The organism is Actinomadura craniellae (assembly GCF_003289645.1).
In the GTDB taxonomy this organism is placed as follows: Bacteria; Actinomycetota; Actinomycetes; order Streptosporangiales; family Streptosporangiaceae; genus Actinomadura_D; species Actinomadura_D craniellae.
In genome coordinates, this window is record NZ_QLYX01000015.1 from 154,675 (window position 1) to 174,351 (window position 19,677).

At 70.7% G+C, this 19,677-nt stretch carries 15 protein-coding genes; 7 read left to right on the forward strand and 8 right to left on the reverse strand.

The window, feature by feature from the left end; translation table 11 throughout:
• Positions 1 to 4 precede the first annotated feature (4 nt).
• A complete protein-coding gene (gene secD, locus DPM19_RS27475; protein ID WP_111870946.1) occupies positions 5 to 2,269 on the forward strand; it encodes a protein translocase subunit SecD in 2,265 nt (754 codons plus the stop codon).
• Positions 2,270 to 2,318: 49 nt separating this feature from the next.
• Here the strand turns inward: secD and DPM19_RS27480 are convergent, their stop codons facing one another.
• The 3 genes from DPM19_RS27480 to DPM19_RS27490 all read right to left on the reverse strand — a co-directional run bounded on the left by DPM19_RS27480 (position 2,319) and on the right by DPM19_RS27490 (position 6,679).
• Positions 2,319 to 3,428, reverse strand: a complete 1,110-nt coding sequence (locus DPM19_RS27480) for a DUF4190 domain-containing protein (RefSeq protein WP_111870947.1) — start codon at positions 3,426 to 3,428, stop codon at positions 2,319 to 2,321.
• 79 nt (positions 3,429 to 3,507) lie between these two features.
• Positions 3,508 to 4,698 carry a DUF4190 domain-containing protein gene (locus DPM19_RS27485; protein ID WP_111870948.1) on the reverse strand — a complete coding sequence of 397 codons (1,191 nt, stop codon included), beginning with the start codon at positions 4,696 to 4,698 and terminating at the stop codon, positions 3,508 to 3,510.
• A 103-nt stretch (positions 4,699 to 4,801) separates the two neighbouring features.
• Positions 4,802 to 6,679: a glycoside hydrolase family 15 protein gene (locus DPM19_RS27490; protein ID WP_111870949.1), complete on the reverse strand. Its 1,878-nt coding sequence runs from the start codon at positions 6,677 to 6,679 to the stop codon at positions 4,802 to 4,804.
• 235 nt (positions 6,680 to 6,914) lie between these two features.
• Between DPM19_RS27490 and ppdK the strand changes: the two genes are divergently transcribed.
• The 5 genes from ppdK to DPM19_RS27515 all read left to right on the forward strand — a co-directional run bounded on the left by ppdK (position 6,915) and on the right by DPM19_RS27515 (position 13,366).
• Positions 6,915 to 9,578, forward strand: a complete 2,664-nt coding sequence (ppdK, locus tag DPM19_RS27495) for a pyruvate, phosphate dikinase (protein ID WP_111870950.1) — start codon at positions 6,915 to 6,917, stop codon at positions 9,576 to 9,578.
• Between the two features lie 103 nt (positions 9,579 to 9,681).
• Positions 9,682 to 10,395, forward strand: coding sequence for a YdcF family protein (locus DPM19_RS27500; RefSeq protein ID WP_111870951.1), 714 nt, complete (start codon positions 9,682 to 9,684; stop codon positions 10,393 to 10,395).
• 61 nt (positions 10,396 to 10,456) lie between these two features.
• Positions 10,457 to 11,680: a deoxyguanosinetriphosphate triphosphohydrolase gene (locus DPM19_RS27505; protein ID WP_111871000.1), complete on the forward strand. Its 1,224-nt coding sequence runs from the start codon at positions 10,457 to 10,459 to the stop codon at positions 11,678 to 11,680.
• 82 nt (positions 11,681 to 11,762) lie between these two features.
• On the forward strand, positions 11,763 to 12,806 hold the full coding sequence (locus DPM19_RS27510) for a PQQ-binding-like beta-propeller repeat protein (RefSeq protein WP_158566913.1): 1,044 nt from the start codon (positions 11,763 to 11,765) through the stop codon (positions 12,804 to 12,806).
• A 53-nt stretch (positions 12,807 to 12,859) separates the two neighbouring features.
• Complete coding sequence (locus tag DPM19_RS27515) at positions 12,860 to 13,366, forward strand: GtrA family protein (protein ID WP_233510791.1); 507 nt, start codon at positions 12,860 to 12,862, stop codon at positions 13,364 to 13,366.
• A gap of 4 nt (positions 13,367 to 13,370) precedes the next feature.
• Here the strand turns inward: DPM19_RS27515 and DPM19_RS27520 are convergent, their stop codons facing one another.
• Both DPM19_RS27520 and DPM19_RS27525 read right to left on the reverse strand, forming a co-directional pair.
• A complete protein-coding gene (locus tag DPM19_RS27520; RefSeq protein ID WP_233510793.1) occupies positions 13,371 to 14,798 on the reverse strand; it encodes an LVIVD repeat-containing protein in 1,428 nt (475 codons plus the stop codon).
• A 249-nt stretch (positions 14,799 to 15,047) separates the two neighbouring features.
• A complete protein-coding gene (locus tag DPM19_RS27525; protein ID WP_233510794.1) occupies positions 15,048 to 16,415 on the reverse strand; it encodes an LVIVD repeat-containing protein in 1,368 nt (455 codons plus the stop codon).
• A gap of 365 nt (positions 16,416 to 16,780) precedes the next feature.
• Here DPM19_RS27525 and DPM19_RS27530 point away from each other — a divergent pair, with 365 nt between their 5' ends.
• Positions 16,781 to 17,344, forward strand: a complete 564-nt coding sequence (locus tag DPM19_RS27530; RefSeq protein WP_199485311.1) for a DUF305 domain-containing protein — start codon at positions 16,781 to 16,783, stop codon at positions 17,342 to 17,344.
• Between the two features lie 8 nt (positions 17,345 to 17,352).
• Here DPM19_RS27530 and DPM19_RS27535 read toward each other — a convergent pair whose 3' ends face one another.
• From DPM19_RS27535 to ureG, 3 genes are read right to left on the reverse strand one after another with little or no spacing between them, the layout of a single operon-like run.
• Positions 17,353 to 18,225 carry an LLM class F420-dependent oxidoreductase gene (locus DPM19_RS27535; protein WP_111870956.1) on the reverse strand — a complete coding sequence of 291 codons (873 nt, stop codon included), beginning with the start codon at positions 18,223 to 18,225 and terminating at the stop codon, positions 17,353 to 17,355.
• Positions 18,226 to 18,262: 37 nt separating this feature from the next.
• Positions 18,263 to 19,003: an urease accessory protein UreD gene (locus DPM19_RS27540; RefSeq protein WP_111870957.1), complete on the reverse strand. Its 741-nt coding sequence runs from the start codon at positions 19,001 to 19,003 to the stop codon at positions 18,263 to 18,265.
• Complete coding sequence (gene ureG / locus DPM19_RS27545) at positions 19,000 to 19,659, reverse strand: urease accessory protein UreG (RefSeq protein ID WP_111870958.1); 660 nt, start codon at positions 19,657 to 19,659, stop codon at positions 19,000 to 19,002. The genes DPM19_RS27540 and ureG overlap by 4 nt, the downstream gene beginning before the upstream one ends.
• Between the last annotated feature and the right edge of the window lie 18 nt (positions 19,660 to 19,677).

Here is a 19,677-nt window from a genome sequence, read left to right on the forward strand (position 1 = left end):
TCCCTTGTCCCGCACGGTGCGGACGCTGCTGGCGTTCGCGATCATCGCGCTATCCGTCTACTTCGTCATCGACAGACCCGCCCGCCTCGGCCTCGACCTGCGCGGCGGAACCCAGATCGTCCTTGAGACCAAGGACGCCCCCAACGCCAAGGCGAACCGGGAGTCGACCGACCGGGCCCTGGAGGTGCTGCGCAAGCGCGTCGACGCGCTGGGCGTGTCCGAGCCCTCGATGACCCGGTCGGGCGAGCGGCGCATCATCGTCGAGCTGCCCGACCTCCAGGACCCCACCCGGGCGGCCGAGGTGATCGGCAAGACCGCCCAGCTCACCGCGCATCCCGTCCTGGCCAACGACGGCAAGGCCGCCAAGGGCCAGCAGATCATCCCCGACGAGAGCGGCCAGCCGATCAAGATCGGGCCCGCGGCGCTCACCGGTGAGGGCATCGGCAAGGCCACCGCGGGCTTCGACACCCAGCAGGGGCAGGGCTGGTTCATCACCATCGACTTCCGCGGCAACGGCGGGAAGGCCTGGCAGCAGGTCACCGCCAAGGCCGCCTGCGCCCAGGGCGACGAGCGGCGCATCGCGATCGTGCTCGACGGCAAGGTGATCTCCTCGCCCGGCGTGGTCCCGGAGGTGGCCTGCGGCATCGGCATCGCGGGCGGCTCGACCCAGATCACCGGTGACTTCACCACCCAGGAGGCCAAGGACCTGGCCGCGCTGGTCCAGGGCGGGTCGCTGCCGGTGCCCGTGGAGATCATCGAGCAGCGGGTGGTCGGCCCGACCCTCGGCGACGAGGCCATCGAGGCGAGCTGGCAGGCCGCCGTCATCGGCATCGCCCTCACCGGCCTGTTCATCATCTGGATCTACCGGCTGGTCGGCGCGCTCGCCACGGTCGCGCTGGCCTGCTACGGGCTGATCTCCTATGCCGCGCTGGTCGCCCTGGGCGCGACGCTCACCCTGCCGGGGCTGGCCGGTTTCGTGCTGGCGATCGGTATGGCGGTGGACGCCAACGTCCTGGTGTTCGAGCGTGCCCGGGAGGAGTACGCCGCCCAGCCGGGCAAGGGGGTGCGCCGGGCGCTGACCGTCGGGTTCGACAAGGCCTTCACCGCGATCGCCGACTCCAACGTCACCACCCTGCTGGCGGCCGGGCTGCTGTTCTTCCTGGCCTCGGGGCCGGTGCGCGGCTTCGGTGTGACGCTGACCATCGGTGTCCTCGCGTCCCTGTTCTCCGCGCTGGTCGTCACCCGGGTCCTGGTCGAGTGGGCGCTGAGCCGCCGGGCGATCTCCCGCCGGCCGAAGCTGACCGGGCTGGGCTCCACCGGCCGGGTCCGCGACTGGCTGGAGCGGCGTAACCCCGACCTGATGAAGCGGTCCCGGCTCTGGCTGGCGGTCTCCGGTGTCGCCGTGTGCCTCGCGGTGGCCGGGGTCTTCGTCAAGGGCCTCAATCTGGGGGTGGAGTTCACCGGTGGCCGGCTGGTCGAGTACTCCACCACCAAGACCCTTGACGCCGACACCGCCCGCGAGGCGGTCTCGGCGGCCGGCTTCCCGCGCGCGGTGGTGCAGTCCTCCGGTGATGACGACATCACGGTCCGCACCGAGAAGCTGACCAACGTCGAGGAGAAGCGCATCCAGACCGCGCTGGCCAAGGAGGGCGGCCAGGTCACCAAGCAGCGGGACGAGCTCATCGGCCCCAGCCTGGGCGACGAGCTCCGCACCAAGGCGCTGATCGCGCTGGGGGTGGCGCTGCTGGCGCAGCTCATCTACCTGGCGATCAGGTTCCGCTGGACGTTCGGTGCCGGTTCGGTGCTGGCCATGGCGCACGACGTGATCATCGTGGTCGGCGTGTTCGCCTGGCTGGGCAAACCCGTCGACGGGGTGTTCCTGGCCGCGCTGCTGACCATCATCGGCTACTCGGTGAACGACTCGGTGGTGGTGTTCGACCGGATCCGGGAACTGTGGCAGGCCGATCCCAAGGGACGGTTCGCCGCGCTGGCCAACCGGGGCGCCCTCCAGACGGTGCCGCGCACGGTCAACACCGGTATGGGTGCGCTCTTCATCCTGGCCGCGTTGGCCGTGCTCGGCGGCGATTCGCTGACGGACTTCGCCATCGCGCTGCTGATCGGAATCATCGTCGGCACCTGGTCGAGCGTGTTCACCGCGACCCCGATCGCGATCCTGCTGCAGGGCCGCAGCCCGGGGACGCCGCCCGCCGGCCGGCAGCAGCGCCGCCCGGAACACCGCCCGGTCGGCGACTCCGGCGCCGTGGTGTGACCACCGGTTTCCGGCCGGGTCGCACCGCGGCCCGGCCGGAACGGGCGGGTCAGCTCCGCATCACCGAGCGGCGCAGCTTCCCGTGCTCCGCGGTCACCACGCACTGGACGCTCCGGTCGCCCTGCGCCCAGGTGTCCTCGGTCGGGTGGAGCGAGCTCATCAGCAGCCGGTCGGCGATGGGGTCGTCGCCGAAGTACGCCCACTTCTTGTCACAGGCGGCTTCGGCCCGCTTCCCGACCACCCGCTCGCCGGGCCAGGCGCTGCCAGGGAGCCGGAGGGTGTGCAGCACCTGACCGGTGTGCGGGGTGGCGCAGTTCGCGAGCTTCACGGTGATGCTGGCCTGGTCGGTGTCGTAGTCGATGCACTGGCCGGTCCTGAGTTCGGACCACTCCCGGACGCCGGTGTCGCGGACCTCCAGCGGAGAGGTCAGTTTGCCCTCGATCGCGGCGGCCGCGCAGGACACCGTGCGGTCGCCCATCTCCAGGTGTTCCCGCCTCGGATAGATGGTGTAGATCGTGATGTTCTCGCCCGGGGTGCGGGTGCCGAACAGGGCGCGGAACCGCTGTTCGCACTCCTGGCCGGCGATCCGCTCGGTCTCGGTGTCACCGCTCCAGGGACCCTGCGGGAATTGCAGGGACACGATCATCTGGGCGTCGTGCGGCCCGGTGCAGGGGACCTTCCGGGTGTTGGTCGCGTTCGTGCCGTCCCCGAGGACGTCGAAGCACTCGCCGGGCTTGGGGTAGATCATGAGGGCCCGCCGGACCTCCGGCGTGCCGGTGACATCGCCGAGATCGCTGAGATCGGCGAACTTCGTGACGGCGAAGGTCACCGAGCCCGCGAGCCAGACGGCGGAGACGAGCAGCGCGCCGACCGCCATGCCCCGGCCGCGCTCGCCGGTCCGGCGGATCTGGACGAGGGCGGCGATCGCGAACCCGACCGCGAACAGCACGCCGCCGACCAGCCCGAGGACCAGGGCGACCAGCGCGAGCCGGTTGCGGGGCGGTGCCCCCTCGGGGCCGGGGGGAAGCGGTGGCCCGCCCGCCGGTCCCGCCGGGAATCCGGCGGGCGGCGGGACGGGCGCGTCGGGAGGGCGGTCGGAGGGGACATCGGGGTCGGGTGCGGCCCACCCGGAGTCCGGTGGTTCGGAAGATCGGCTCATCGGCAGAAGATATGGGTGTAAGTCTCGGAAAACCTCTCAATTCGCCAATTTGTGATCATGAACGACGCCGCCCGCGGGATCAGCGCGGGAGCAGTGAGCGGGTCAGCGTGTCCGGCCCGCCCATGGCGATCGCCAGGCAGACGGCCTTCTGCTCGGTCGGGTCGTCCTCGTCCCACCACCACCGGAACGTCGGCTGGACTTCGGCCGGCGGCCGCCGCCCGAAGAGCTCCCGCCACCGCTTCTCGCAGCGGGCCTCGGTCTGCTCCCGGGCCCAGCCGCCGCCCCGCGAGAGCGGGAAGGCCAGCGTCACCTGGGCCGCGTGCGGTGTGGTGCAGCCGACGACCCGCACCGTGAAGCTCTGCTCCATCTGCTGGGGAAAGTTGATGCACTGGCCGGTCGTGAGTTCCGCCCACTCCCGGACGCCGACGTCGCGCATCGCGATCGGGGCCGTCAGCTCGGTGCCCTCGCGGCCGACGATCGCGCAGCGCGCCTCGCGGTCGCCCGCCCGCCAGCCGAGCGAGGTGGGCGGGAACCACTGGATCACGCCGTTCTCCACCGGGGTACGGGTGCCGAGCAGGGCACGGACGCGCTGGGTGCAGCCCGCCACGACGGTCCGGAGGACCTCGTCATCCCCCGGCCACGGGCCTTCGGGCAGCCGGTAGGTGACGATCATCTGTCCGTGGTGCGGTGCGTCGCACGCGGTGTTCTTGAGGTCGATCGCCCGGTCGCCCTCCTGGAGGTAGCACTCGCCGGGGTTGGGCAGGGCCTGGCCGAGCGGGCGTCCCAGGGAACCGGTGAAGTTGTTCACCGTCACGATGAGCACGACCGCGACGACCAGGCCGACCACCGTCCAGACGGCGGACGCGACGAGCCCGCCGATTGCCAGCCCGCGGCCGCGCTCGCCGCGCCGCCTGATCTGGACGAGCGCCATGATCCCGAGGACCACGGCGACCGGGACCAGCGCGATGAGCCCGCAGGTCAGCGCCACCACCGCGGTGGCGTTCAGCCGGGGTTGCGGGGAGGGGAGCGGCGGCCCGTACGGCCCGGTCCCGTCGGCCGGGGCGGGCGTGCCGGTGGACGGGGTGTCCGTGGGCGTGCCGTCCGCGGGTGCGTCGCCGGCGGGCGGGATGCCCGTGGGCGCGTCGCCGGGAGGCGGGGATTCGCCGCCGGGAGGCGAGGGATCCGGGACGGGCGGCTCGGGCGGTGGGGGAGGAGCGGCGCCGTCGGGCGGGGCCCAGCCGGGGTCCGGCGGGTCGGGGGGCTGCGTCATGCGCTGAAGATATTGGGCGCATATCGCCACAAGATGGACATGCCGCCAAGTTGTGATCATCGTGCGGCCGCCCGGCGGGAGGGCGGCCGCACGTGCCCGGCGGTCAGCTCAGCGGGCCGGGCTCCTCGCCGCGCTCGGCCTGGATGACCTGCATCACCGCGTTGATCAGCGCCAGATGGGTGAACGCCTGCGGGAAGTTGCCCAGATGCCGTCCCGTGTGCGGGTCGATCTCCTCGGCGTACAGCTGCAGCCCGCTGGCGTAGGACAGCAGCTTCTCGCACAGCGCCCTGGCGCGGTCCAGCTCCCCGATCATGACGAGCGAGCTCACCAGCCAGAACGAGCAGATGGTGAACGTGCCCTCCTCGCAGGCGAAGCCGTCGTCGGTCTCCTCGTTGCGGTAGCGCAGCACGAGGTCGTCCTCGGTGAGCTCGTCGGCGATGGCCAGCACCGTCTCCCGGACCCGCTTGTCGTCCGGGGGCAGGAATCCCAGCAGCGCGATGAGCAGTGCCGAGGCGTCCAGCGTGGTGGCGCCGTAGTGCGAGGCGAAGACGCCGCGGGCGTCGAGCGCGTTCGCCAGCACATCGGCGTGGATCTCGTCGGCGGCCTCCTGCCAGCGCAGCGCCCGCTCCTCGTCGCCGCGGATCCGGGCCAGCCGGGCGCCGCGCTCGGCCGCCACCCAGCAGAACACCTTGGAGGAGGTGAAGTGCTGCGGCGCCCCGCGCACCTCCCACATCCCGCAGTCGGGGGTGCGCCAGTTCGCCAGCGCGTCCTCGACCTGCTTGACCACGATCTTCCACAGCCGGTCGTCGAGCCGGTCGCGCTTGCGCACGAACAGGTAGATCGATCCAATGATCGCGCCCCACACGTCGTGCTGCGCCTGCATGTACGCCTCGTTGCCGACGCGCACCGGCTGCGCGCCGTCATAGCCCGTCAGATGGTCGAGCGTCTGCTCGGGCAGCTCGGCACGCCCGTCCACCCCGTACATGATCTGCAGCCGCCCGTCGGCGGCCTCGGCCACATCGGTGATGAAGTAGAAGAAGTCGTTGGCCTCCCAGTCGAAGCCGAGCGTGTAGAACGCCCACAGGGCCATCGTCGAGTCGCGGATCCAGGTGTAGCGGTAGTCCCAGTTCCGGTCGCCCTTGGGGCATTCGGGCAGCGAGGTCGTCGCCGCGGCGGCCACCGCGCCGGTCGGCGCGTAGGTCAGGCCCTTGAGGGTGAGGGCGCTGCGCTGCAGGTGGCTCCGCCAGGGGTGGTCGGGGAAGCGGCCCCGGTCCAGCCAGTGCTGCCAGTGGTGCACGGTCCAGGTCAGCCGCTCGTAGGCCGCCTCGTAGGTGCGCGGCGGGGGGTGCTCGCTCCACGACAGCGCGGCGAACCGGGTCTCTCCCTGCTTGAGCAGGGTGCGGGCGGTGGCCAGCGAGCCCTCGAAGCCCACGTTCATGTCGGTGGTCAGCCGCAGGTCAACGCCGTTTCCGCGGGCGACCGCCTCGTGATAGCCCGCCCCGGTGTGCTCCCAGTGGGCCGGCTTGCGCCCGTAGTCGAACACGGGCATGCAGTCGAGCCGCACCTGCACCTGGCCGTTGACGCAGCGCACCATGCGCAGCAGCACGTGGTCGGCGTCGTAGTCGGTGGGGGCCCGCCGGTGGGTGTGGGAACGTTCCGTTTCGTGGTGCCACGGGCCCATCAGCAGGGCGTCGGTCACCACCAGCCAGCCGCCGTGGGTCCACCAGGTGGTCTCCATGACCATGGTGCCCGGGATGTACCGCTGTGCCGCCGGTACCTCCACGCCGGCCGGGCCGACCCGGAAGTAGCCCGCGTCCCGGTCGAGGATCGATCCGAAGACGCTGGGTGAGTCGATCCTCGGCAGGCACATCCACTCGATGTTGCCGCTCGGGGCGACCAACGCGGTCGCCTCGCAGTCCGAGAGGAACCCGAAGTCGGCAATCGGAGCGAACGGTTCTCCCGCCTGGCTCCCCGCGACCATTGGCCTCACGGCCTCACCTCCCCGGTCCATGTTTCCCCCTTCACCACACCCTCTATGGCACTTGATCGTTCGTGTTTATTTTGCAATCTGTCTGGAATGTCCCTATTGGAATAGACCACTATGCCATGGCTGACCTGCGGAAACTTGCGGTAGGTAGACGGGCGGCAAACGAAGGTCGACATCGCGGGTACAGTCCGGGCACAAGGGTGGATACCGGAGCGAAAAGGAGCTCCTCGTGCCGAAGTTCGTTTACGACTTCACTGAGGGTAACAAGGACCTCAAGGATCTGCTGGGTGGCAAGGGCGCCAACCTGGCCGAGATGACCAATCTCGGTCTGCCAGTGCCTCCTGGGTTCACGATCACTGCGGAGGCCTGCCGTCACTACCTTGAGCACGGGAGTGTCCCTGAGGGCCTCCAAGCCGAAACGGACGAGCACCTGGCGGCGCTCGAGAAGCAGATGGGCAAGCGACTCGGCCAGCCGGACGACCCGCTGCTCGTCAGCGTACGTTCCGGCGCCAAGTTCAGTATGCCGGGGATGATGGAGACTGTCCTGAATATCGGACTCAACGATGAGTCCGTGCACGGCCTTGCCGCCCAGGCCGGCGACGAACGCTTCGCGTGGGACTCCTACCGCCGTCTCATCCAGATGTTCGGCAAGACCGTCCTCGACATCGACGGCGACCTGTTCGAGGAGGCCATCGACGACGCCAAGGCCACCAAAGGCACCGACAGTGACCTGGACCTGGACACCGCGGACTTCAAGAAGCTCGTCCAGGTCTACAAGGACATCGTCCGCGAGCAGGCCGGCCGGGACTTCCCCGCCGACCCGCGGGAGCAGATGGACCTGGCGGTGCGCGCGGTCTTCGAGTCCTGGAACGCGCCCCGGGCGATCCTCTACCGGCGCCAGGAGCGCATCCCGGCCGATGTGGGCACCGCCGTCAACATCTGCTCGATGGTCTTCGGCAACCTGGGCATGGACTCCGGCACCGGTGTGGCGTTCACCCGCGACCCGGCCTCCGGGCAGCAGGGCATCTACGGCGACTACCTGCAGAACGCCCAGGGCGAGGACGTGGTGGCCGGTATCCGCAACACCGTCCCGCTGACCGAGCTGGAGCGCATCGACAAGGCGTCCTACGACCAGTTGCTCGGCATCATGGAGACGCTGGAGAACCACTACCGCGACCTGTGCGACATCGAGTTCACCATCGAGCGCGGCCGGCTGTGGATGCTCCAGACCCGGGTGGGCAAGCGGACCGCCGCGGCGGCGTTCTGCATCGCCACCCAGCTCGTGGACCAGGGCCTCATCACCATTGACGAGGCCGTCCGCCGGGTCACCGGGCACCAGCTCGCCCAGCTGATGTTCCCCCGCTTCGACGACTCCGCCGACAAGGAGCAGATCGCCAAAGGCATGAACGCCTCGCCCGGCGCGGCCGTCGGCCAGGCGGTGTTCTCCTCCGAGCGGGCCACCGAGCTCGCCGCCGCGGGCGAGAAGGCGATCCTGGTCCGCCGCGAGACCACGCCCGACGACCTGGCCGGCATGGTCGCCGCCCAGGGCGTGCTCACCTCGCGCGGCGGCAAGACCTCGCACGCCGCGGTGGTCGCCCGCGGGATGGGTAAGACCTGCGTGTGCGGCGCCGAGGAACTCGACGTCGACGTCAAGAACCGCGTCTTCACCGCCCCCGGCGGGGTGACGGTCCGGGAGGGCGACGTCATCTCCATCGACGGCACCAGCGGGGCGATCTACCTCGGCGAGGTCCCGGTCATGGACTCCCCGGTGGTGCAGTACTTCGAGGGCCGGCTGGCCGTCGCCGACGGCGACGAACTCGTCCGGGCGGTGGACCGGATCATGGCCCACGCCGACGAGCGCCGGCGGATGGCGGTCCGCGCCAACGCCGACAACCCCGAGGACGCGGGACGGGCCCGCCGGTTCGGCGCGCAGGGCATCGGGCTGTGCCGCACCGAGCACATGTTCCTCGGCGACCGCCGCCGGCTGGTGGAGCAGCTGATCCTGGCCGACACGGACGAGGAGCGGGCCACCGCCCTCGGCGGGCTCGCGCCGCTGCAGCGGGCCGACTTCGTCGGCATCTTCACCGCGATGGACGGCCTGCCGGTGACGGTCCGCCTGATCGACCCGCCGCTGCACGAGTTCCTGCCCGACCTGACCGAGCTGTCGGTCAAGGTGGCCCTGGCCGGGGACGCGGCGGACCCCGCCGACCGCCGGCTGCTGGAAGCCGTGCACCGGCTGCACGAGCAGAACCCCATGCTCGGCCTGCGCGGGGTCCGGCTGGGCCTGGTCATCCCCGGCCTGTTCGCCATGCAGGTACGGGCGATCGCGGAGGCCGCGGCCGAGCGCAGGGCCGCGGGCGGCGACCCGCGGCCGGAGATCATGATCCCGCTGGTGGGCGCCGTGCAGGAACTGGAGGCCATCCGCGAGGAGGCCGCCGGGGTGCTCGCCGAGGTGGCGGAGGCCACCGGGGTAGATGTGCCCGCACTGATCGGCACCATGATCGAGCTGCCCCGGGCGGCGCTGACGGCCGGGCAGATCGCCGAGGCCGCGGAGTTCTTCTCCTTCGGCACCAACGACCTCACCCAGACGACGTGGGGTTTCTCCCGCGACGACGTGGAGGCGTCCTTCTTCAGCCGCTACCTGGAGCTGGGCGTTTTCGGGGTGTCGCCGTTCGAGACCCTCGACCGCGACGGGGTCGGCCGGCTGGTGCGGATCGCCGTGGACGAGGGCCGCCGCACCCGGCCGGACATCAAGCTGGGCATCTGCGGTGAGCACGGTGGAGACCCTGACTCGGTGCACTTCTGTCATGAGGTGGGGTTGGACTACGTTTCCTGTTCGCCGTTCCGCATCCCGGTGGCCCGGCTGGAGGCGGGCCGGGCCACGATCGCGTAGCGCTCCGGGGCGCCGGCGGTCACCGCCGGCGCCCCGAAACCCGGCTGGGAACCGGCGAACCGGACGCCTCCGGCGGTACATCTAACGTACCGTGGGAAGTGCAATGACCTTGGAAATCGAGCTGCCGGACTCCGAGGGGCCGCAGGAGCCGGAGCGGGCCGAATCACGCCCCCGGCGGCGACGGGTCCGGCGCTGGCTGGGCTGGACGATGGGCGTGGTGCTCGCCCTGCTCGCGATCGCCGTGCTGACCCCCCTGACCGTCGGCTGGCGTGTCTGGTACCAGGCCCGACAGAACGAAACACCCAGGTCCGATGCGATCCTCGTGCTGGGCGCCGCGCAGTACAACGGCGTCCCCTCCGAGATCCTGCGGTGGCGGCTGCAACACGCGCTGAACCTCTACCGCAAGGGCGTGGCCCCGGCGATCGTCACGGTCGGCGGCAAGCGGCCCGGCGACAACTTCACCGAGGCCGCCGCCGGACGGAACTGGCTGATCAAGGCCGGGGTGCCCGCCAACCGGGTGGTGGCGGTGCCCGAGGGCTCCGACACGCTGCAGAGCATGCAGGCCGCCGGCCGGCGGTTCGCGCAGCTCCGCTGGGACTCCGCCGTGATCGTCACCGACCCCTGGCACGGCCTGCGCTCCAAGAAGATGGCCTCCGACCACGGGATCGAGGCCGCCGCCTCGCCCACCCGCAGCGGCCCGAGCGTGCAGACCCGCGACACCCAGATCAACTACATCATCCGCGAGACGGGCGGATACCTCTCCTACGTCCTGCTCGGTCGCAGCGTGCGCGAACCGGGAGAGACGGCGGCCAAGTGACGCTCCGGCGACATGGAGATCTCACCCTCAGGTCATGGCGGCGGCCTATCCTGCGAAGACGATGAACGGATATACCGACGACGACCGGCAGCGCAGGGCGCCGGAGCCCGCCAAGCGCCGCGACCGCACCGCGTTCGAGCGCGACCGCGCCCGGGTACTGCACAGCGCGGCACTGCGCCGGCTGGCGGCCAAGACCCAGGTGGCCGATCCGTGGGCGGACGACTTCCTGCGCACCCGGCTCACCCACTCCCTGGAGTGCGCCCAGGTCGGCCGGGAACTGGGCAAGTCGCTGGGCTGCGACCCCGACCTGGTGGAGACCGCCTGCCTGGCCCACGACATCGGACACCCGCCGTTCGGCCACAACGGTGAGGCCGCGCTCGACGTCGTCGCCGAAGGCTGCGGCGGCTTCGAGGGCAACGCGCAGAGCCTGCGCATCCTGACCCGGCTGGAGCCCAAGTCCTTCACGGCCGACGGCCGCAGCGTCGGGCTCAACCTGACCCGGGCGACGCTCGACGGGGTGATGAAGTATCCCTGGCGGCGGTCCGAGGCCAAGGGCCGCGCGTACGGCATCTACGACGACGACCTGCCGGTGGCCGAGTGGGTCCGGGAGGGCGCCCCGGCCGGCCGCACCTGCTTCGAGGCCCAGGTAATGGACTGGGCCGACGACGTGGCCTACTCGGTGCACGACCTGGAGGATGCGCTCGTCGCCGGGCACGTCGACTTCGGCCGGCTGGCCGACCCGGCGGAGCGCCGCCTGGTCGCCGAGACCGCGGCCAAGCTGTACTGCCCGGACGCCGAACTGGCGGAACTGGAGGAGCGGTTCGTCGACCTGCTGGCCGAGCCCTACTGGCCCACCGGCTACGACGGCACCCCGCGCTCGCTCGCCGCGCTGAAGAACCTCACCAGCACGCTGATCGGCCGGTTCTGCATGGCCGCCGAGGACGCCACCCGGCAGGCGTACGGCGACCGGCCGCTGACCCGGCACACCGCCGACCTGGTGCTGCCGCGGCGGCAGCGGCTGGAGTGCTCCCTGCTCAAGGGGGTCACCGCGCACTATGTGTGGATCAGTCACGAGGCCAACCGGGCCCGGCAGCGCGAGCTGATCATGGAACTGGCCGACATGCTGATCGCGGGCGCCCCCGGGTCGTTGGACCCGGCGTTCAGCGCGGCGCACCAGGCGGCGGCCGACGACGCGGGCCGGCTGCGCGCGGTGGTCGACCAGATCGCCTCGCTCACCGACACCTCCGCCACCGCCCGCTACCGCAGACTGCGCGCCAGGCGGTAGCCCACCGGGCCGGGACGGCCCTAGTCTGTGTCCTCCTTGTCCAAGTTCTCGGGGCGGGCGGGAGAACAAAAGAGTGGTGGACGTGGACCGGAGCCCGTGGCGGGCCGAGGTGGACGGCACGGTGGCGCGGCTGGCGGTGGCCGGGGGAGCGGTGTACGCCGGATGCGGCTCCGCGGTCTACGCGCTGGACGCGGCGTCGGGCCGGCAGCTGTGGTGCCACGACACCGGTACGCCGGGGCCGTTCCGGGTGGCCGGCGACACCATTTACGTCACCGGCGGCGGCCGGGTGCGGGCGCTGGACGTCCGGACCGGCGGCGAGCGCTGGCAGTGCCCGGGGGTGATCCCGAGCCTGCCCGCGGCCGACGCCGACCGGGTCTGCGTGCTCGGCGACACCCCCCGCTGGGGCCGCTCGCTGCGGGTGCTGGACGCCCGTACGGGCGCCGAGCGCTGGCGGATCGAGACGGAGTCGCGGCTGTCGGCACCGGCGACCATCGGTGATCTGGTGGTCGTGGGCTTCGCCGACGGGGCGCTGCTGGCGTTCAAGGCGCGCAACGGCAAGGTGCGCTGGCGGGTGAACCCGGAACAGTGGCATCCCGACTGGCCCGACCGGGGTGGCGCCGTGACGGTGGCGGCGGCCGTGGACGGGACGGTTTACGCGGCCGGCATCCCGCACCTCACCCCGCCGCTGGGCTTCGTGGCGGGGATCGACGCCGCGCGGGGGCGGATCCGCTGGGTGACGATCGCCACACTCGACCCCGGGCCGGAACGTCCGGACGAGGGTGACGCGCCCGTCCTGCCGGTGCAGGACGGGCTCTGGTTCGGCGGGCCGGACGGGCTCACCCTCCTCGACGGGCGTGCGGGCGCCGTCCGGGTGGGCCTGGCCGGGCCGGACGCCCGGTTCTCCCCGCCCGCCGTCCACGGTGCGCTGCTGGTCGCGGGGCTCGGCGGGCGCCGGGTCGAGGCGTACGACGTCGTGGCCGGACGGTCGCAGTGGGCGCTCGGGGACTCGCTGAGCCCGGTGGACGCGCCGCCCGCCCCGGTCGCGGTGGCGGGCGACCGAGTGATCATCGGGAGCGTCGGATGGGTTTGGGCGGTGGACGCCCGCACCGGCCAGGGAGAACAGTGAGATGTCCCGAGGATGTCACGATCCGGGCCCATGATCCTGTATGGTCAGGCGCGGTGAGCACTCTGCCGAGGGCCGCGACGGGCTCCTCAGTCTCCTTCTTCCTCCGGGAACTCGCGACGTTCGGGTTCGTCGGCGGTATCGGCACGCTCATTTCCTTCCTGGGCGCCAACCTGCTGCGCACCTCGTTCGACGCCGGGCCGGTGCTGGCCACACTGCTGTCGAACGTCATCTCCACGTCGGTGTCCTACCTGGCCAACCGGCATCTGACCTTCCGGCACCGCGACAGCGCGGGCAGCGGCCGCGAGGTCGCCGTGTTCTTCGGGCTGAACGGCGTCGGGATGGCGATCCAGGTGTGCTGCACCGCCTTCACCCACTACACGCTGGGCCTGGAGGGCGCGCTGGCCTACAACCTGGCCCTGCTGGCCGGGCTGGGGCTGGGCGCGGGCTTCCGCTACTGGTCGTACAAGAAGTGGGTGTTCACCCCGCCCGTTCCGGAACGGGCGGAGCCCCGGACCGCGAGCGATCCGGGGCTCCTGGTCGTGAGCGGCCAGTCCGGCTAGCCGATCAGTCGAAGTAGTTCGGCTGGGTCTGGACGTTCAGCTCCTTGAGCTTGATCCAGCGGGCCGGGTCGGTCCGCTTGTCCCGGATCTGCAGGACGTCCAGGCCCTTCTGGATGTCGTTGGAGTAGATGTAGCCGTTGTAGTAGTACGCCGACCACGAACCACCCGTGATCATCTGGGTGTCCGAGAGTGGCCCGCGCTCGAAGAAGCCGATCTCGTAGGGCTTGCGGGAGTTGGTGAAGTCCCACACGGAGATGCCGCCCTGGTACCAGGCCTGGACCATGATGTCCTTGCCCTTGACCGGGATCAGCGACCCGTTGTGCGCCACGCAGTTCTCGGTGTCGGCGTTGGCCCGCGAGATCTTGTAGTAGCTGCGGAACTTCAGCTCGGCCTTCTTGCCGTGCCCCACGATGTCGTAGATCGCGTTGGCGCCGCGGTTCGGGCCGATCGTCGGGTTGCAGGTGGCCGCGCCGCCGCCGCCGAGCTCGTCGGTGAACACGATCTTGTTGGCCTTGTTGTTGAACGAGGCCGAGTGCCAGAACGCGAAGTTCACCGTGTCACGTACGACGTCGATGAGCTTCGGCTTGGCCGGGTTGGACACGTCGAACAGCGCGCCGTCACCCATGCAGGCGCCCGCCATCAGGTCCTTGTCGGGGTAGACCGTCAGGTCGTGGCAGCCGGTGGTCGGGTAGGTGGTGGAGCCACCGCCCGGGTTGCCACCGTCCGGGAACAGCACCGGCTCGGCCACCACCGCGGCGCCCGTCGGGTTCTTGGTCGGCACCTTGATGATCGTGATCTGGTCGAAGGGGTACTTGCAGTCCGCCCCGACCGAGGTGTCGCCCAGCAGGTACGACGAGACGTACACGTACACCGAGTTGCGGTCCACGCCCTTGCCCGGCACCAGGGTGTGGGTGTGCGAGCCGCAGTCGGTCTCGACGGCCTTGACGTACTGCGGGTTGGCGGGGTCGCTGATGTCGAAGATCTTGATGCCCTCCCAGGCGGTCGGGTCGGTGACCGGCTTGGCGACGCTCTGGCAGGAGTTGTCGCTGCGGGAGGAGTCGGTGGACAGGAACAGCAGGTTCCCCGAGATGGAGATGTCGTTCTGCGAGCCGGGGCAGAGCACCTGGCTGACGATCGTCGGCTTCGAGGGCTTGCTGATGTCGTAGATGACGAAGCCGTTGTAGTTTCCGGCGTAGGCGTACTTGCCCTTGAACGCCAGGTCGGAGTTGAGCGCCGCCGTCGAGGCGAAGTCGCCCTGCTTGGGGATGTTGGCCAGCAGGGTCATGTTGTTGCTGCTCACCTGGCCGTCGACCGGCGGGATGTCCGCCGCGGCCGGAGGCGCCGCGAGGATCGTGCTGAAGGCCACGACCAGGGCGGTGAGCGTTCCGAGCAGTGTTCTGCGTCGAGTTCTGTAGGTGCGAGCTGGCGCCACACTGACTCCTTTGTCCAGTTAACCCGTGATGGGACAGTGATCACCGGGAGTATCGCTGGTTACGGGGTGAGGTGCCAGGTCTGCATTGATTTGTAAGCCTCTTGAGATAAAAGACCCTTTCGTCCAGTAGCCAAAATCGGGTATAGGCGGCCTTTGACGTGGGTATTCGTCCCTGACCTGGGAAAAGGCGGAGCCCCGGACCACCAGGTGGTCCGGGGCTCCTGAGATGCGACCGATCCGGCTAGCTCGTCAGCCGAAGTAGTTCGGCTGGGTCTGGACGTTCAGCTCCTTGAGCTTGATCCAGAGGGCCGGGTCGGTCCGCTTGTCGCGGATCTGCAGGACGTCGAGACCCTTCTGGATGTCGTTGGAGTAGATGTAGCCGTTGTAGTAGTACGCCGACCACGAGCCACCCAGGATGAGCTCGGTGTTGGAGAGCGGCCCGCGCTCGAAGAAGCCGATCTCCTTGGGCTTGCGGGAGTTGGTGAAGTCCCACACGGAGATGCCGCCCTGGTACCAGGCCTGGACCATGATGTCCTTGCCCTTGACCGGGATCAGCGATCCGTTGTGCGCCACGCAGTTCTCGGTGTCGGCGTTGGCCCGCGAGATCTTGTAGTAGCTGCGGAACTCCAGCCGGCGCTTGTTGCCGTGACCCACGATGTCGTAGATCGCGTCGGCGCCCTTCTTCTTCCCGATGGTGGTGTTGCAGGTGGCCGTGCCGCCGCCGCCGAGCTCGTCGGTGAACACGATCTTGTTGGCCTTGCTGTTGAACGTGGCCGAGTGCCAGAACGCGAAGTTCTTGTCGTCCCGGACGGTGGCGATCGTCTTCGGCTTGACCGGGTTGGAGATGTCGAACAGCGCGCCGTCACCCATGCAGGCGCCCGCCATCAGGTCCTCGTCGGGGTAGACCGTCAGGTCGTGGCAGCCGGTGGTGGCGCTGGTGCGGTCCGGGTAGGGCAGGTCCTCACCGGGGTTGCCGCCGTCCGGGAACAGCACCGGCTCGGCCACCACCGCGGCGCCCGCGGCGTTCTTCACCGGCACCTTGATGACCGTGATCTGGTCGTGCGGCGGCTGGCAGTCGGGGAAGGTGGCGTTCGGCGAGTACGACGAGACGTACACGTACACCGAGTTGCGGTCCACGCCCTTGCCCGGCACCAGGGTGTGGGTGTGCGAGCCGCACTTGGTCTCGACGGCCTTGACGTACTTGGGGTTGCTGACGTCGCTGATGTCGAAGATCTTGATGCCCTCCCACGACTCCTTGAGCGTGGCGGACGCCGCCGTGCTCTGGCAGGAGGTGTCGCTGCGGGAGGAGTCGGTGGACAGGAACAACAGGTTCCCTGAGACCGAGATGTCGTTCTGCGAGCCGGGGCAGAGCACCTGGCTGACGATCGTCGGCTTCGCGGGCTTGCTGATGTCGTAGATGACGAAGCCCTCGTAGTTGCCGGCGAAGGCGTACTTGCCCTGGAACGCCAGGTCGGAGTTGTACGCTCCGGTCGAGGCGAATCCACCCTGCTTGGGCACGTTGGCCAGCAGGGTCATGTTGTTGCTGCTCACCTGGCCGTCGACCGGCGGGACGTCCGCCGAGGCCGCGGGGGCCGCGACGACCGTGGTGAGTGCCACGGCGAGGCCGGCGAGGATTCCGAGAAGCGTTCTGCGTCTCGTTTTGGGGTTGGAGGCTGGCGCCACACCGACTCCTTTTGTGCTGGTGTCCCGTGATGGGACAGTGATCACCGGGAGTATCGCTGGTTACGGGGTGGGGTGCCAGGTCTGCATTGATTTGTAAGCCTCTTGATACATAAGCCCCTTTTGTCCGCTGGCCGAAATGGGTAGCGTCCCGTCCTTGGAGTGGCACGACACGAGGGCGGGGAGCATTGATGGGATTTCGGCTGGTCGGATGGTCCGCCCTGGTCATTGCGGTTATCGCCGCAGGTAGCGGGTGCAGTGGCGGGGGTGGGGACGACACGCCGGCAGCGCCCAAGGCGACGATGATCGCCCCCGGCAAGCCGGGCGAGCCCAACCAGACGGTCCTGCGCGGCCCGAGCTCGGAGGCTCCGCCCACCGCGGCGGACGTGCGGTTCGTCCAGATGATGATCCCGCACCACGAGCAGGCCCTGACGATGTCCGCGCTGGCCCCCGGCCAGGCCGCCGACGCGAAGATCAAGTCGCTGGCCGACCGGATCGACAAGACGCAGACCGTGGAGATCTCCGCAATGCAGGCGTGGCTGAAGCGCCGGGCCCCCGGCCCCACCCAGGGCGGGCACGGCGGCCACGCCGGGCACGGCGGCGGCGGGGCCACGGCGAACCCGCACGCGAACATGCCGGGGATGGCGACCGAGGCCCAGCTCGCCCAGCTCCGCGCGGCCAGGGGAGCCGAGTTCGACCGGCTCTTCCTGACCCTGATGATCACCCATCACCAGGGGGCGCTGAAGATGGCCCGCGAGCTGCTGGCCGCCACACCGGGCGACCAGACCGTGCAGACGCTGGCCAAGGACGTTCTCAGCAGCCAGAACGCCGAGATCGGCCGGATGAACGCGCTGCTCTCCGGCTGATCCCCGCGTCAGCGTCCCGCTGGAACGATCTTCGCGATCTGCGGGGCGGCTTCGGCGAGCGTGCCGACCGCCCCGGGCGCGTCGGGGCCACAGGAGAAGATCACGTGGTCGACGCCCTGCTCGGCCAGCCGGCCGCAGGTCTCGACGGCCTGCTCGGCGGACAGGCCCGCGGGCGCCATCGACAGGACGGTCTTCTCCACGTCGGCGTAGTCGCGGCCCGCGCGCTCGCAGTGCTCGCGCAGCACGTCGAGCTTGTGCGGCAGTTCGGGCGCGTCGAACAGGTTGCAGGCGTCGGCGTACTCGGCGACGAACCGCAGCGTCTTCTGCTCGCCCCCGCCGCCGATCAGGATCGGCGGGTGCGGGCGGCGCAACGCCGGCGGGGAGTTCAGCGGACGCTCCAACCGGTGGTGGACGCCCTCGAACGGGCTCTCGTCACCGGCCCACATCCGCCGGGCGATCAGCAGCGCCTCCTCCAGCCGCTCGAACCGCTCGGCGAGCGGCGGGAAGGGGATGCCCAGCCCGCGCGCCTCCTCCTCGTTCCAGGCGGCGCCAATGCCCAGCCAGGCCCGCCCGCCCGACAGCACGTCGATCGTGGTGACCGTCTTGATCAGGATGCCCGGATGCCGGTAGACGGTGCCGGTCACCATGGTGCCGAGTGTGATCCGCTCGGTCAGCGCGGCGGCGTACGCCAGCGCCGCGTAGCCCTCCAGCATCGGCTCCTCGGCCGCGCCGACGCCCATGATCTGGAAGAAGTGGTCCATCACCCAGAAGCTGTCCAGGCCGCCCTGGTCGGCGTCCTGGGCGATCCGGGCGAAGGTCGGGGCGATCTGCTCGGGCCCGCCGGGGTAGCTGAAACTGGGGACCTGGATGCCAACGCGCATGGATTCCTCGCAGTTCGGTTCGGGGTTGTAATCAAGATTACCCGGATGCGAGGGATTCGCCGTAACTCAGTTTTCGCCGCAGCTCGTCGGCGGTCGCGGCCAGGGCGGTGACCAGGACACCGGGCCCGGCCAGCGGCAACACCGCCAGCCCCGCCCCGGCGAACGGCTCGGTATGCAGCCCCGGCCCGGCCAGCAGCACACCACCCACCGCCGTGGCGCCGCCCAGGACCGCCCGGCCGCCGTGGATCGCCGGGTCGTCCAGCCGCAGCTCGTGCCGGAGCAGCGGCCGGTCCTCGACCGTCACGTCCAGCCGGGCGACGTGCCGGCCGGCCACCTCCCCGTGCCGGCCCAGCACCAGTTCCTCCCGCCAGCGCAGCACCGCCCCCCGGGCCAGCGAGATCTCGGCGACCGACCGGTGGTCGCAGCCGGCCGCCGCCACCGTCGGCTCGGGGGCGAAGTCGAGCCGCCCGTCCGCCCCCACCGCCGCCCGGACGGCGAACCGTGACCCGCCGCCCCGGCCCGGCAGGGCGATCATGGCGGCGGCGGACCGGACGGCCAGCCGGGCGCCCGCCCCCACGGTCAGGTCGAGAGCCAGGTCGTCGCCGCCCAGCGGGCCCGCCGCGGCGCCGACCAGGTAGACCCCCTCCGGTGTCTCCCGCAGCGCCAGCGGCCCGTCCGAGCGCAGCCCGGTCAGCCGGGTCCGCCCGGTCGCGTCCCGCTCGGCGGTCACCGCCGCCCGCGCCCGGTAACCCGTGCCGCCCGCCGCGGGCGGGCTCACGCCACCGCCGCGGTGTGCCGGATCTCCCGCACCCAGTCGATGACGGACGCGGCACCGGGTTCGGCGCGCAGCGAGGTGAACAGCACCGGGCGGTCACCGCGGACCCGCTCGGCGTCCCGGGCCATCACGCCGAGGTCGGCGCCGACCAGCGGCGCCAGATCCACCTTGTTGATGACCAGCAGGTCGGCGGTGGTGACGCCGGGCCCGCCCTTGCGCGGCACCTTGTCGCCGCCGGACACGTCCAGGACGAAGATCTGCCGGTCCACCAGGCCCCGGCTGAAGGTGGCGGTCAGGTTGTCGCCGCCGCTCTCCACGATCACCAGGTCCAGCGGGGCGTGCTCGGTCTCCAGCGCCTCGACCGCGTCGAGGTTGGCGGAGATGTCGTCGCGGATCGCGGTGTGCGGGCAGCAGCCCGTGCGGACCGCCCGGATCCGCTCGTCGGGCAGCACCGCGTTGCGCCGCAGGAAGTCGGCGTCCTCGGTGGTGTAGATGTCGTTGGTCACCACCGCCAGCGACAGTTCGTCGCACAGCGCCCGGCACAGCGCGGCGGTCAGCGCGGTCTTGCCGCTGCCCACCGGCCCGCCGATGCCCAGCCGCAGGGCCCGGCCCGCCGCCGGTGCCGCCGGATGCGGATCGTGATCGTGGTTGGCACCCAAGGCCGTCCCCCTCAGAAC

What these genes read in the sequence shown, in the direction of transcription:
- DPM19_RS27500 (WP_111870951.1), top strand. Translation starts at nt 9,682, where the DNA reads ATGACCTTGGAAATCGAGCTGCCGGACTCCGAGGGGCCGCAGGAGCCG.
- DPM19_RS27535 (WP_111870956.1), bottom strand. Translation starts at nt 18,225, where the DNA reads ATGCGCGTTGGCATCCAGGTCCCCAGTTTCAGCTACCCCGGCGGGCCC.
- DPM19_RS27490 (WP_111870949.1), bottom strand. Translation starts at nt 6,679, where the DNA reads ATGGTCGCGGGGAGCCAGGCGGGAGAACCGTTCGCTCCGATTGCCGAC.
- DPM19_RS27480 (WP_111870947.1), bottom strand. Translation starts at nt 3,428, where the DNA reads ATGAGCCGATCTTCCGAACCACCGGACTCCGGGTGGGCCGCACCCGAC.
- DPM19_RS27505 (WP_111871000.1), top strand. Translation starts at nt 10,457, where the DNA reads ATGAACGGATATACCGACGACGACCGGCAGCGCAGGGCGCCGGAGCCC.
- DPM19_RS27485 (WP_111870948.1), bottom strand. Translation starts at nt 4,698, where the DNA reads ATGACGCAGCCCCCCGACCCGCCGGACCCCGGCTGGGCCCCGCCCGAC.
- DPM19_RS27530 (WP_199485311.1), top strand. Translation starts at nt 16,781, where the DNA reads ATGATCGCCCCCGGCAAGCCGGGCGAGCCCAACCAGACGGTCCTGCGC.